6 protein-coding genes and 1 tRNA gene are annotated in these 15,238 nt (G+C 38.6%); 5 read left to right on the top strand and 2 right to left on the bottom strand.

Going from position 1 to position 15,238, the window contains the following annotated elements; genetic code table 11:
• Nucleotides 1-812: 812 nt before the first annotated feature.
• On the top strand, nt 813-2,042 hold the full coding sequence (locus C3B55_RS00540; RefSeq protein ID WP_129210514.1) for a multifunctional CCA addition/repair protein: 1,230 nt from the start codon (nt 813-815) through the stop codon (nt 2,040-2,042).
• A 507-nt stretch (nt 2,043-2,549) separates the two neighbouring features.
• On the opposite strand, the gene folB is transcribed toward C3B55_RS00540, so the two are convergent.
• Complete coding sequence (gene folB / locus C3B55_RS00535) at nt 2,550-2,906, bottom strand: dihydroneopterin aldolase (protein ID WP_129210512.1); 357 nt, start codon at nt 2,904-2,906, stop codon at nt 2,550-2,552.
• Between the two features lie 371 nt (nt 2,907-3,277).
• Nucleotides 3,278-4,303, bottom strand: a complete 1,026-nt coding sequence (tsaD, locus tag C3B55_RS00530) for a tRNA (adenosine(37)-N6)-threonylcarbamoyltransferase complex transferase subunit TsaD (protein WP_129210510.1) — start codon at nt 4,301-4,303, stop codon at nt 3,278-3,280.
• A 209-nt stretch (nt 4,304-4,512) separates the two neighbouring features.
• Here tsaD and rpsU point away from each other — a divergent pair, with 209 nt between their 5' ends.
• From rpsU to C3B55_RS00510, 4 genes are all read left to right on the top strand, one after another.
• Complete coding sequence (gene rpsU / locus C3B55_RS00525) at nt 4,513-4,728, top strand: 30S ribosomal protein S21 (protein ID WP_129210508.1); 216 nt, start codon at nt 4,513-4,515, stop codon at nt 4,726-4,728.
• 468 nt (nt 4,729-5,196) lie between these two features.
• Nucleotides 5,197-7,167, top strand: a complete 1,971-nt coding sequence (gene dnaG / locus C3B55_RS00520; protein ID WP_129210506.1) for a DNA primase — start codon at nt 5,197-5,199, stop codon at nt 7,165-7,167.
• 69 nt (nt 7,168-7,236) lie between these two features.
• A complete protein-coding gene (gene rpoD, locus C3B55_RS00515) occupies nt 7,237-9,063 on the top strand; it encodes an RNA polymerase sigma factor RpoD (RefSeq protein ID WP_129210504.1) in 1,827 nt (608 codons plus the stop codon).
• A gap of 3,066 nt (nt 9,064-12,129) precedes the next feature.
• Nucleotides 12,130-12,203 (top strand) — tRNA-Ile (locus tag C3B55_RS00510).
• Nucleotides 12,204-15,238: the final 3,035 nt, after the last annotated feature.

Here is a 15,238-nt window from a genome sequence, read left to right as displayed (position 1 = left end):
ATGTTTAGGAGCACCATGATATCAATATATTATATAAATAGCTACTCGATTCTTACTGCACCTTAATGAACCGCTCGGTTGGCTACTATAAACAATTATCCTAATGTATACTGATGAAAACGCCTGCATTAAAAAGAGTAAGAGTGGTGCTGAAGAAATAGGTTAATAATCTATATTATAGCCTTTATTAAGAAAACCGTCAAACAGTAACAAAGATAATATGCGTTTTTGCTAAATCTTAGGAAGCAATACTTTGCTTTCTGAAGCATAACATATGATGTTATCAGAGCTATTTTAGCGCTAAATTATATATAAAATTACCAAGTATTTTATTAAAAAAATGCCAGACCATAATATTATATCAAGACTAAACTACGTTTTAACGCTACACCTTCATGAATTACTTAAAAATTAAATTTTATCCTATAACACCCACGAATATATATAATTCATAGCTACCAAGAACAGCAAGTCAATGTGTAAAATTCAGAATAAATCCAGGTTAACTGCACCACCTGTCAAACTATTACGGCGCCAACAAAGAAACCATGGCAGCCTACTACAACCATTAGACAAATTCACTAAAGAGGCAATTAAGCATCTACTATCGGTTATGTAATTTTGACATCTACCATAAAACTCTTTACATAACAATTAGCTATAATAACAACTAACTACATACGTACTACGTTAATCATAACGGTAATAGCTGCAGACACCTCGAGCTTAATAAGGCGTATATATAATAATAGTATATTCTCCATTCACTAGGCGCAAGCAGGTATCTTGAATTATTAATTAAGGGACTTTTTATGAAAATCTACAAAGTTGGCGGGTCAGTGCGCGATCGCCTGCTTGGCATTAAGAGTACTGATATCGACCGCGTAGTTGTTGGTGCGACAACTAAGGAAATGCTTGCCAATGGCTATAAGCCGGTTGGTACTGACTTTCCAGTGTTCCTAGACCCGAAAAATGGTGATGAATACGCTTTAGCCCGCACCGAATACAAAAGTGGCCGCGGTTATGGCGGCTTTATTTTTCATACAAGTCCAAAAGTCACACTGGAGGAGGACCTAATTAGACGCGATCTGACTATCAATGCTATGGCAGAGGACGATGACGGCAACCTGATTGACCCCTATAATGGCCAAAGAGACCTTGAAGCTCGAACTCTACGACACGTTTCACTAGCGTTCGCCGAAGACCCCCTCCGCGTACTGCGTGTTGCACGCTTTGCTGCGCGCTATAAACGCCTGGGATTTATCATCGCACCTCAAACACTAGAGCTGATGCGCCAAATTAGCGAATCTAAAGAGCTAACAACCTTAACACCAGAACGTAGCTGGAAAGAAATCTCCCGGGCACTGATGGAGAATCAGCCTCAAGTTTTTATACAAGTACTTCGTGACTGCAATGCACTAAAAAGCCTTACACCAGAATTAAACACGCTGTTTGGTATAACGCAACCTACAGCTAACCAATCAGAAATCGATATCGGCACCCATACCTTAAACGTATTAGAACAGACTGCCTTACACCAGCAACCCTTGACTATACGTTGGGCTTGTTTGTTATATAACTTAAATAAAGACCTGATACCTATGGATAAGCTACCGCAGCATTTGACCTGCAAACACATCAACTTCAAGCTAATTAAGGCAATAAACAATCGCTTTAAAGTTCCGAAGGATTGTCAAGAATTATCCCTACTAGTTAACCAATATCACACCTACGGACGCCGTGCGCTAGAACTAAAACCATCAACCTTACTGGAGTTACTGCAGAGTTTTGACATTTATCGCAGACCGCAGCGCTTTGAAGCGTTCATAGTGAGCTGTGAAATGAACGCTCGTGGATGCACGGATTTCAAACAAAGAAGTTACCCGCAGGCAGAGTATTTACGTGGTGCCGCTCAAGCTGCCCGAGAAGTGCCTATATCACACTTACTAAATCAGGCCTTGCAAGGCAAAGAGCTTGGGGAGGCTCTCAAGCATGAGCGGCTTAAAGCTCTACATGCTTATAAAGAACAGCAAGCTCTATAAAAGCGCGCTCCGGTTAAGTTGTTGACCACTCCTACTTAAAGACAACAGGCATTAGCGTTTGCTGGATCTTGCGTATCGCGCAATAGTTAATCTAGTATTTTACTATTCTTATAGTGTATATAGTTTGGTGTGATAAACACTAACGGCTAATATAACAAAGGCATTTTTCAGGATCTCTCTACAAGACAGGATCAAACCATTAAAATTTCCTACTAGACCACCATATAGCAATACATCACTATCCAATGGCAATTATTCGCGATAAGAGCATACGGCAATTATCTGCTTCAATGAGTTTTAAGCAACCATTCTAACTATATCAACGATAAATCAGTATAGGCCAACACCATAAGATTAAAAAATGATCAGCTCTTGATGTCAACTGGTTAACTTTTCAAGACCGCAAGGCGGCGTTCACTAGTCAAGAATATAACTAATACGCCCAAACTAAGCATGCAGATACAGCTCATGCCATGTATTACTTATCTAAACCAAGGTAAATTTGAGTTATCGGCATCTACGCTCAATCTCCACGCCTACAACACTATTGATAGTTGGTATAACGCCGGGCTTAATCAGCTTGAGGCGTAGCCATGGAATCTGGAATTCACTCATCAGCATTTCAGCCAATTGCTCAGCAAAAGTTTCTAACAGTTGGTACTGTGACTTCTCAGCAAATACCTGAATACGTGTACACACACTAGTGTAATCGAGCACTAAGGCCAAGTCGTCATTAGCTGCGGCCTGACGATTGTCCCAGGCAACACTCAAGTCTAAGCGCAGACATTGTTTAATACTGCGTTCCCAGTCATAGGCCCCGATTACGGTATCGACTTCCAAGCCTTCAATAAATAATCTGTCCAAGATATTCTCCGTAGTGTGACAAGGACATAATGTCCAGTTACAAACATGGCAATCTAACACAAATATAGTGAGCATGTTTTTTGTAATAGTAATTATTTATACTTACTGAACGAGCTATCCATCGCTGCTTTACACAACTATCTGACAGGCAATCTAAACTCGCAAAGTGGCAGCTCAGGCAATATACCAAGCAACACCAATTATGTAACCATACTGCCGCTACTAGGCAGCCTAGCAAAAATTTGTTGTATCCGTACTAATCAACACCTTCTGTAACCACTACGACAACTTAAATAACTTAATTTGCAGTGCATAAATGGCATGTTGCATATCTTTAGTAAGCTAGATTTACGTTATAGTGATACGGTGATTTATAACGGTACAAGCTGCTCTATTGGCCAGCGTGCCTGGACACTAATCGTTAGACCGTTGTGCTGCCCGACTTGTAATCGCTGGCACCCAGCGTAAGCAATCATTGCGCCATTATCTGTGCAGAACTCAGGGCGCGCATAGAAAACATCACAATTTATATCGCCTAGCATTTCCTTTAATGAAGTGCGTAAAGCTTTATTAGCACTGACACCGCCAGCGACCACTAGGCGCTGCATACCAGTTTGCTTCATGGCGCGCTTGCATTTAATAGCTAAAGTCTCTACTACAGCCAACTGGAACGCCATAGAAATATCGCAACGGGCTTGCTCACTATTATCGCCGGCACTAACACTATGCTTCCAGGCCTGCAAAGCAGTGGTTTTCAAACCACTAAAGCTAAACATCAAGCCTGGGCGATCACACATTGGACGAGAGAAGGTGTAGCGACCCAATACGCCTTTTTCGGCCAATCTGGAGATTTCCGGACCACCTGGATAATTGAGGCCCATCATTTTCGCAGTCTTGTCGAACGCTTCACCAACTGCATCGTCTATGGACTCACCAAGCAGTATGTATTGACCAATTCCATCGACTTTAACTAGCTGTGTATGACCGCCAGAAACCAACAAAGCGACGAACGGGAACTGTGGTGGTGTCTTTTCCAGCATAGGTGCTAGTAAATGACCTTCCATATGATGTACGCCAAGGACAGGAATACCCCAAGCAAACGCTAACGCCTGAGCACAAGAGGCACCAACCAGAAGGGCTCCAACTAATCCTGGGCCTGCGGTATAGGCGATCGCATCAAGATCTGTCGGTACGCAGCAGGCCTTGTCGAACACCTTGCGAATGAGCGGCAGTATGCGCTTCACATGATCACGGCTAGCTAACTCCGGCACCACACCACCGTAGGCACGGTGCAGGGAGATCTGGCTAAACAACACATCGGATAAAAGCCCGCGTTCATTATCATAAAGTGCGATACCAGTTTCATCGCAAGAAGTTTCAATGCCTAATACCAACATCTAATTTACATCTTAGTAGAGACTAAATTGAAGTGACGTAGATATTAATAGGCATTCTCATTCTAAGCTAGCGATTTTTTGATGAGAAGCTTTGCTTTTATAATAATAAAGGGTTATTATCCACAACCCTTAAAAGGGTCATCTCAGCCGTGATTTTTTTTGCGACAAAAATGTTGTTTTCCTGTAATGTCGAAAGAAGGTAACCATGAATGCCGGCCATCAAAGTAAAAGAGAATGAACCTTTCGACGTAGCTCTGCGTCGTTTCAAGCGCTCTTGCGAAAAAGCCGGCGTTCTGGCTGAAGTTCGTAGCCGTGAATTTTATGAAAAGCCAACATCTGAGCGTAAGCGTAAAGCAGCAGCAGCTATTAAGCGTCACGCTAAGAAAGTTCAGCGCGAACAGCGCCGCGCTATTCGCTTGTACTAACTACACAGCACTTTGACGTAGCAAGCATTTCTGATGAAATGCAGGCATCTGCGCATATCGCTTGATGCTTATTGACTGATAATGCCTCACTTACAGCTGTAGAATGATATTCTACACGCCAAGAATCAATTTTTTACTTTCTACTAAAGGTATGTATCTTTTCGGAGAAATTAACAAATCTCATGATAAGTAGATTCAGGCTTGTATATAAAAGATTAATCGCGTTATCTATTCATCATACACTGCCACCTCTAGTGTATAATCACAAGCTAAACTAGGACTCCAAAGTAGATATGCCACAAAACTAAACTTTGTTAAAGATTAATATCAGTGAATATCTGTTAGATGCATTTCCTGACAACTCATGCAAACATATTTAGATGGCAAATATGATGTTTAAATACCAGAATACGCACGCCTGAATGCTTCACGTGATTTTACTTACACAAAGTAACGATGAGAGCGCTTATGGCAGGGCTAATTCCTAAAAGCTTTATTGATGACATTTTAAACCGTACTGATATCGTCGATATCGTTAGATCGCGCGTACAAATAAAAAAGGTTAATAATAACTATACTGCCTGCTGCCCATTTCACAAAGAAAAAACTCCATCGTTCAACGTCAACCACGATAAACAGTTTTATTATTGTTTTGGCTGCGGTGCGGGCGGCAATGCCATTGGATTTATTATGAACCACGACAACCTCAACTTCCCCAGAGCAGTTGAAGAACTAGCTAAAACAGCCGGCATAAAAATCCATCGCGAAGTTGGTAGCCATTCAAATAAATCACAACAAACAACCTATACGCCACTATACACACTACTGACAGCCGCCGCTAACTTCTATCGTCATGAACTAAAAAATCATCCACAGCGTAAGGTGGCTGTGGAGTACCTAAAAAGCCGCAGCATTACCGGTAAAGTAGCTAGGGACTTCAGCCTTGGTTTTGCCCCACCTGGCTGGGATAATCTATATAAATACCTAGGCAGGGAAAATTTACAGCAAAAAGCTATGATCGACGCCGGCTTACTGGTAGAAAATGCTGAGACTAGCAAATGTTATGACCGTTTCCGTAACCGTGTAATATTTCCGATACGCAATAGCCGCGGCCAGGTCATAGCTTTCGGTGGTCGCGTTCTTAGCGACGACAAACCTAAGTACCTTAACTCTCCGGAAACCCAGGTATTTCATAAGAGCCAGGAACTTTATGGTCTATTTGAAGCGCGTCAAAACACTAGTAACCTCGATGAAATAATCGTTGTAGAAGGATACATGGACGTAATTTCCCTAGCCCAGCATGGCTTATGTAATGCTGTTGCTACACTAGGCACAGCTACTAGCGAAGAACACGTACGACTTTTGTTTCGCGTTGTGCCTAGCGTACTATTCTGCTTCGACGGCGACCAAGCTGGTCGTAACGCTGCGTGGCGTGCACTAAAAGCCACGCTTTCGAGCGTGCTAGACGGACGCCGTGTACGCTTTCTATGCCTACCAGAAGGCGAAGACCCGGACACTTTAGTGCGCTCTGAAGGCGCCAACGAGTTCCGTGCCCGTATCAATCAATGCGCGCAACCACTAGCAGACTATTTTTTTCAGCAACTAACAGCAGAAACCGACCCACGCTCCATTGAAGGCAAAGCCCATATGGCTGCTATTGCAGCACCTATGATCGACAAAATGCCAAATACTAACCTAAAATTACTAATGCACATGCGGTTGATAGAAATTACCGGCTTAAGCGGTAAATCTATCAACCAGATGATATACAACGCGCCGCAAGGGACGCAACTCATGTACGACTTGGGCATGAGTTACAATGCCACACAAGAATATTCTAACTTTTCCCAACTGCAATGGGCCTATGAGCCCAAGCAAGAATGGGCAGCGAAAAAGCTAGGCGTCAACTACAATACATCACACAAGAAATCTTGTACCAAGAACATTAAGCCAGTTGATCGCGATAAGCTTCATAATCAATACATACCAGTCACAGTAGAATCCCCTATATTAATTGCATTGCGTGCGCTTATCCACCATCCTCAATTAGCAAGCAAAGTTAAGAGTGCTAAACATTTTGCTAATGCAAGCAATATCTATGCTCAGTTACTGATCGCCTTGATTGAGGCAATACAGAAAAACCCTAAGCTAAACTCAATTCAATTAATGTCTCGTTGGTATGGTACTGAACAAGGTGGCTTTCTTAAAGCACTTGCGGAAAAAGAATGGCTAATTGACAGCAATAATCTTGAACAACAGTTTTTAGACACTATAACTAAGTTATCTGTGAATCAGCACACACAGATCCTCGATAAGCTGATCAAAAAAGCGAGACAACCTGGATTATCGGCTGAAGAGCACATGCAAATAGCACAGCAGATACGCGACCTCTTAAAACAAAATGCCTATACATCAAGCCAGACTTCAGTTGGCGTATGAGGTCATCACTCGAGTACAATCCTTGGCTTGTTTTTTTGCCCGCAAAAAACCTTCAGTCGGTAGGGTATTATGTCCGGAAAAGCACAACAGCAGTCTCGTATTAAAGAGCTAATAGTTCTCGGTCGCGAACAGAGCTATCTGACTTATGCGGAAGTTAACGACCATCTGCCTGAGGATATTTCAGATCCAGAGCAGATAGAAGATATTATCCGTATGATTAACGACATGGGAATTAATGTATTTGAAGCTGCACCAGATAAAGATTCTCTTATGCTTGCGGACACCGATACTGACGAAGCTACCGCTGAAGAAGCTGCTGCAGCTTTAGCTGCTGTGGAAACTGATATTGGCCGTACTACCGATCCTGTGCGTATGTATATGCGTGAAATGGGTACCGTAGAACTACTGACACGCGAAGGCGAAATTGAAATTGCTAAGCGTATAGAAGAAGGTATTCGTGAAGTGATGTGTGCAATTGCGTACTTTCCTGGTACGGTTGATAATATTCTCTCTGAGTACACACGCGTTACTAAAGAAGGTGGTCGTCTGTCAGATGTTCTGAGCGGTTATATTAACCCAGATGATGATATCGCACCATCTGCTGTAGAGGTGTCTCAAAATATCGATGTTAAAGCCGTAAAAACTGACACATCATCAGAAGATGATGAAGATGAAGTCGAAGGCGGTCCCGACCCAGTCATCGCTGCACAGCGCTTCGGTGCGGTTTCTAATCAAATGGAAATAACCCGCAAAGCTCTGAAAAAGCACGGACGCAGCGAGAAGAAAGCAATCGCTCAATTGATAATTCTAGCTGAACTTTTCATGTCAATCAAGTTGGTACCGAAGCAATTCGACAACCTAGTTGATCGCGTTCGCAGCGCTCTTGAGCGTTTGCGTACTCAAGAACGAGCAATTATGCAACTGTGTGTGCGTGATGCACGTATGCCACGTACTGACTTCTTGCGTCAATTTCCTGGCAACGAAGTAGACGAAAGCTGGACTGACGAGCTGACTAAAGGTAAAGCTAAATATGCTGAAGCGATTCGTCGTCTACAGCCAGACATAATCCGTTGCCAGCAGAAGTTGATTGCACTTGAAACCGAAACCAATTTAACTATTGCTGAAATTAAAGATATTAACCGTCGAATGTCAATTGGTGAGGCTAAAGCCAGCCGCGCAAAGAAAGAGATGGTTGAAGCAAACTTGCGTCTAGTAATCTCCATTGCTAAGAAGTACACTAATCGTGGCCTTCAATTTCTCGACCTGATCCAGGAGGGCAACATTGGCTTGATGAAAGCTGTAGACAAGTTCGAATACCGTCGCGGTTATAAGTTCTCGACTTATGCTACCTGGTGGATCCGTCAAGCAATTACCAGATCCATTGCCGACCAAGCTCGCACTATTCGTATTCCGGTACACATGATTGAAACGATCAATAAGCTGAACCGTATTTCCCGGCAGATGTTACAAGAAATGGGTCGCGAACCAACCCCAGAAGAGCTTGGCGAACGCATGGAAATGCCTGAAGATAAAATCCGTAAAGTATTAAAAATAGCTAAAGAACCAATTTCCATGGAAACACCAATTGGTGATGATGATGACTCTCATTTAGGCGACTTTATCGAAGACGCAACCATGCAGTCGCCGATCGATATCGCGACTGTTGAAAGCCTCAAAGAGGCGACTCGAGATATACTATCTGGCCTCACTACCCGTGAGGCCAGGGTGCTACGTATGCGCTTTGGTATAGACATGAATACTGACCATACACTCGAGGAAGTCGGTAAACAGTTTGACGTAACCCGCGAGCGTATCCGTCAAATCGAAGCCAAAGCACTACGCAAATTGCGCCACCCGACGCGCAGCGAACATTTACGTTCTTTCCTAGACGAATAATACTAAACTGCTAAATTAAGGCTAGGGGGTTTAGTATTAAAGTACAAATCAATCCAGCGCAATACTATATCTCTTACAATAACTAGTATACAACCTCAAAATACCACCCAACATATTACAACTAAATAATATTTTCTAATATAGACTACTGACCATAATACTGCTGTTAGCACTAACATAAACTACAACAGTTAATGAATTAGTCTTTTTCTAAATAAAAAACGCAGTTAACTTCAGGAAAACTAACTATTAATAGTTATAATTAGAATCAGTAAGCGTTTTCTTAGCTACACTTCGAATACTGTATTCGAGCAATCATTATTAATACCTCATCACTGATTATGTGTACCTGATCCAAAATTTTTCTAAATGTTTATCATCGCCAGTAAACGTAGCGTAAACTGCACAACATCTAAAACTTATACAACCTAATGATTGCTATAGTGGAAGACTACACCTATCACAAAATGATATGCACTCATAATGTAAACTAAGCTTAGTAGTAATCATTAATGCTAGTCAGACATTACAAGCCATGGCTACTCATGAAATAAATGTAGTGATAGTTTATATGTTAACAGCTGCACATTACACTGATACTAATTAGTAATGAGTAAACCGCGTGATCAGAAAATACTGAAAGTTATTATGAATACAGTGATATATAACCTCAGCTCAGACGGAATCTATGAGATATAGCAGTACTGAATTAGCAACCTTACTAAGTGCCGTACCTTCTAAATCAACTGCCTGATTTATGGACTATTAGCAATAACTACTACTGAGCGCAGCACTGGTAAGCGTGACGCGGATTTCACTAGAAGGCTTAGTTAAACATTGCTAAGCTAACCATCCTTGACGTAAAGCTACTAACGACTAATGTCTATGGGTGTATGGAATTTTAAACTTTATTTAGCGTAGCAATAATTGATATTGCACAATTTGATGCTTGATATTAAAATATCAACGCTAACCTAATTATTCTCATAATACTGCAACATCTGCATTGTCAATATTTTATATATTGGCTACATATTAGAGGTGGGTAAAACATTCGAAAACGAGATCAGCTTGAAAACCTAACAAATAGTTAGTAAAACAGCTACTAAACTAAATATTTATAACGTTTAAAACGTCTAACTTAATCTACTGCAACGAGTGTAGATTAATAATATCCATAATCTAAAGTACTATTTTGCGCAGTTATAGCTAAACGCTTACTTGATAAAGTTTAGTCTAGATACTCCAGCTTTATATTGCTAAGGCTTTAGTGATTACACTACGTGTAATAATTCAACCTAAAGAAATCTAGTAACTATTTGAAGTCTCAAAATAAATTTGTCAAAAACCTCCGTAACTAAATTAATAGCCTATGGTTCAGCCGCTAGCGTAGTAAAAATACACTGGATTGAAGTAAGCAATAACTATTACTAATTTTCCTAGCTTCACAAGCACGATATTGCTCAACTAATCAAGTCTAAACTTGAGAGATTTAGGTAAACATTGATAGACATACAGAATATACTAAAATTAATTCAATGTAAAAGTTTTGTACGTGATATTATCTACTATATTTACTGCTCTAACAGATCTCACTCTGTCTGCGCAAAACCTTAAACTACCAATTACTTATTATGATAATGAAGACGGTACTTTTAGCTAAAAATATTACATGTTAGTTAACACAATACAGGACAAAACTGTTACGGCCTATTACGATAGACGAGAAAATTGACAAAGGTATATTGATCGCTGATCACACAGCAAAAAAATTTTTATAATTAATTGATAAAATTTAATTGCTAGCTTAATTACAATATCTATAGATATCTCCACCCTAATCGTATCACAACTAATTGACTGATACATCCAATTAGATTTTGTTTGATAGTTTAACTATCAGTCACACTAAATAACCATAAATATAGGGAAACTAAAGTGCTACACTATTCTTCAATCTGAAACATTTCAGACATATTAACAACAATCTAAACCTTAGAGGTATCGCCATATACTTCTAAGAGCAACCATACTACATCGATATAGCGAAGCAGATAGATAGTGATAAACTAGAGTAGTTTACTGCTTGATTTGTAATAAACCAGCGATACAAATACCTGTTCCCCTACTTTGCTAAGATTTACTAAATGAATTCTTCAAAAGAAGCTAGGTATGAGTCTTGTATCAGCGCTAACATCAACACTAACCCATACTAGCAGTACGATATCTACTGTGCTACTTTACTAAAAAAGACTAATGCTGCAGTATATTGCTTAAAAGTTAAGGTCTGTAGTGGCATAAATAGCTACTTTAGCGACTTTAACATTTCACTAAATGAACATATAACGCTAGAGCATGAATTATGCTGCAATACCGAGTATAAAATTAATTGTACCATAAATCAAGATCATAGTTAAAACATTGATTTTCTAGCATCAATAGACTTTTAACGACGTATAACCTGAACACTGAATGACTATGACTAAAAAAATCGCATAAGCTTGCAGCGTAGTAAACTGTAAGCCAAAAGCTATACCTGCAAATGTCAGCATGGAAAATAAGCTTGTGATGATTTTAACCCAACAACTATTTAATTAACTTTGCCAGCACATCACTGCCGTACCACGAAGCTGCATCTAACTGGATGTCATTAAAAACTTGTCACCAGTATAAACAAAAAGCTCTTAAGGGGCTATACCAATGTAAATACATAGGCATGTAATTAACCATTACGATTACGATTAAGGCACCGGCTATTTATCTTTTAGCCACCTCTAGTAATTACCATCATATTTCTTGAAAAATCAACAATAATATGCATTCACTGTAATGTCGCTCTAGTATACACTAGAATTTATTTTAGACGTACAACATTGCCGAATACAAAGCACAACTACATACAACAATAATTGTTTTGCTACAGTAGTGTATAAATAAACGCAGAATTACATCTGTAACTTACTGCTATTCGCTGAAGTTTTTTGTTAAGACTATGATTCATAAAATTTATTTTTTTGCATATGGCACAGCAATGCAATTATTGCTATAATTCATAACACATCATAAGGGCCTATAGCTCAGCTGGTCAGAGCAGAGGACTCATAATCCTTTGGTCCACGGTTCAAGTCCGTGTGGGCCCACTAACTTTAAAAATTGTGGCTTTATGCAGCTGTCGTTTATAACGTTTAAAAAATTACAAACGTTAAACTACCAAGATTTTTTCTACAGTGACAGATTGGTTACTTGTTTGTAATGACTACGGTACAGTAATTACTGTACTTTCTTCTTGTGAATAAATAGCGCTTTACTTCAAGCTACATACTAACCGTATTATTTTTTCCGTTATATTTTTAATCTTAACATATACGTAATAGGCGCTATAACATTACTATTCTTATGACCTTCCATTATGCCGACACAGTAATGTCGGTACCTAAAAAACCAATAAGCATTCCAATTCTACATTACTGTTAAAATATCTCTAACGTCTTAGACGTTACTATCTGGTACACTCATACGCAATAACGTTGTAGCCATTCATGACAGCACAACAAGAGTGCATATCTCTTCATGGCTAGCATTATAAACTAAAGCCGCAGTACATCATTGCATGTCCAGCACATTAGTGTTCGCTATCCGCCGCTGCAAAATTTACCCAACATCATAGTGCAGTTATAGTTGCTAAAGATAATCTTGGCTCAAGATATCACTAAGATACCCGATCAACCATAAATCCATTGGCATCATAGGCACATTGTACACAAGCCTATATGCGTCAGAATTTTTATATAGAACGATCCCATCGCCGTAAAAATATGCTACACTTTTAGTATCGTAGCTCACACCACTCCAGCATAGCGCAAACTATATAACAATACTTTTCATGATAGCCTATACTAAAGCTGTTCAGTGTCTATTGTTAGATAAAATCTAACAATAGCTAATTATCATCTTTTCTTGTACTCAATAAGTCAAATTACGCCAAATCATCAATAAGATTAACCATAAGCACTCCTACGGCTAATAATGATTCTAAAGTATCATGTATCAATGCTAGAAAATCACGTGGCTAGTAATCTCCTAGAGCCTATGAAAAATAACCTAAAGCTAGTAGCATACAAAGCTATAGAAGATAAATAGCAGCTTTCGCTTTTGGATATTTATAACAATATAAAAGCATGATCACTAAACTAAACAGCGTGCGCTTTCTAGTATTTTTTACTATGTGTATATAGCTCATCTAGAGACTAAATATTTTTAATTAGATAACTCTAGCTTCTAGCAGCACAGTGATCGACCTAAAAGGTAAAACTAAATACACATGAATCTTTTTTGGATCTGCTAGTGCTTTTTTAAAAAAAAATGACTAGATGCACAAGCTTTTGCTAAAACTGGTAGTTTAGACATCGCGTAATGTGTTGGTAAACAAATTTTAGTAAGACAATCAGGATATAAATTTTATGTTAATTAATACTTGCAATCTTTTAAATCGTGATTATTAACCGTGCAAACTAATAAAGTTTAGTGGCTGAAGACGTAAAAATACTAATATATCTAGCATCATATGCTGATACATTGATGTTTCGGCAAGCAAGTACCAGCCTACACTAATTACACTGCGACAAGGGCTGATGTTATAGAATAACATGCATTGCCTGCGCACTACCTATGGCTGCTTTAGCACAACTTATAACAATAGCGACAACCACAAATACAACAAAAGCCTATTAATTACTTACCAAAAAAAACAGCTATTGCCACCTAAATCTAATGTGACAAAACATTATTCTCTCAAAGAATGTACATAGCTATCGACCATATGCATTATATAAAGCCATCAATTACCTTAATGATAGTTAACAGTCTATTCTAGAATAGACAAATATACAAAGAATTAGCCATATACTAATAAGCATGATCAGCTAAAATATTCATACAACGCCTTGTTAGCAATTCAATCGCTGTAGTGTGAGAAGCCGACTAATATTTCTAGGGTATCTTAAAAATTAAGGTTACCTAACAAGAATCTTTACATATAACTAATATGCGCAAATTTTATTTAGACAACATATTTTCTAAAAATGTAACATTTTTATCGCCAGTACCGATGTATCCTTAATACACATCGAATAGTAGATGTTACGCACAGTTCGTCAAATGAATTATTTTAAGCGTTATAATACAATATTATAGATAGCAATCACCTCAAAAATTTAAACTAAGAAGATATTTTTTGAAAAAATTATATGATATTTATAGTTTATTAAAGAATATAGCATGCGCACTATTTTATGCTAATACCCGTCGCCGTCACCATGGCTAACAACCTTAAATATTTACACTAGTAGACACGCTATAAAAAAACTATTACCAGATAGGTTATAGCATTTTTTAGTATGCCAATACATACATTTTATGAGGTGATCATGTCTACAGTGATCTCTACCATAATCACTATCCATATACCATCGCCAATAAAACTTATAGGTATTACTTTGCGTAATACGCCTCACTTTAAAGTATTGCTCTGTTATTATAGATCGCCATCAAGTAATTAATCACATGCTATTGGCATAGCAGGAGTAAATCTACTTTCTTCAACAGATATTATTTTCGCGTTAAAAGTTTCTTTATAAAAAGATTAATAGCTTATATGCAACACCTTAATAGCCAGATTAGCGCCAGCACTCATAAACGTACTAAAGGACTTTTTCTTGAAAAAACTAGATGAGCCTTCAACAAATAACTAGAGCAATTTATAGGTATATCTAATTGTCTGCACAGGCAGATTAAAAGATCAACTACGTATCTATATATATTGTTGCTATGTAATTTATATACAATGTCTATGTGAAATATATCACATGCATGATCTAATCTAGCGATCAAAGATAAGCAGCACGCAACACCATAAAATAAAATACATATACGCCACCCAAGTCTTTAGAAAAATACTTTATTTAGCAAATAAAATCATTTTTCGCTATTAAATTTATCGACGTATAAAATAGATAGATATACAACAGCATGCGTACAAGATAGTAATAAAATAGCAGATCTAGACTTGTAAAATAAAATATAAAGCAGTACTACTACCTAAAATATTAGGCACAATCACGTTTATGGTATCAATGGTATTGATACTCTGATAGGGTTAAATCATACGCACGTCACG

Source organism: Candidatus Pseudomonas adelgestsugas (assembly GCF_004124255.1).
Classification (GTDB): domain Bacteria; phylum Pseudomonadota; class Gammaproteobacteria; order Pseudomonadales; family Pseudomonadaceae; genus Aquipseudomonas; species Aquipseudomonas adelgestsugas.
The sequence above is the reverse complement of the archived record's forward strand: the minus strand, read 5'-3'. Positions and strand labels throughout refer to the sequence as shown.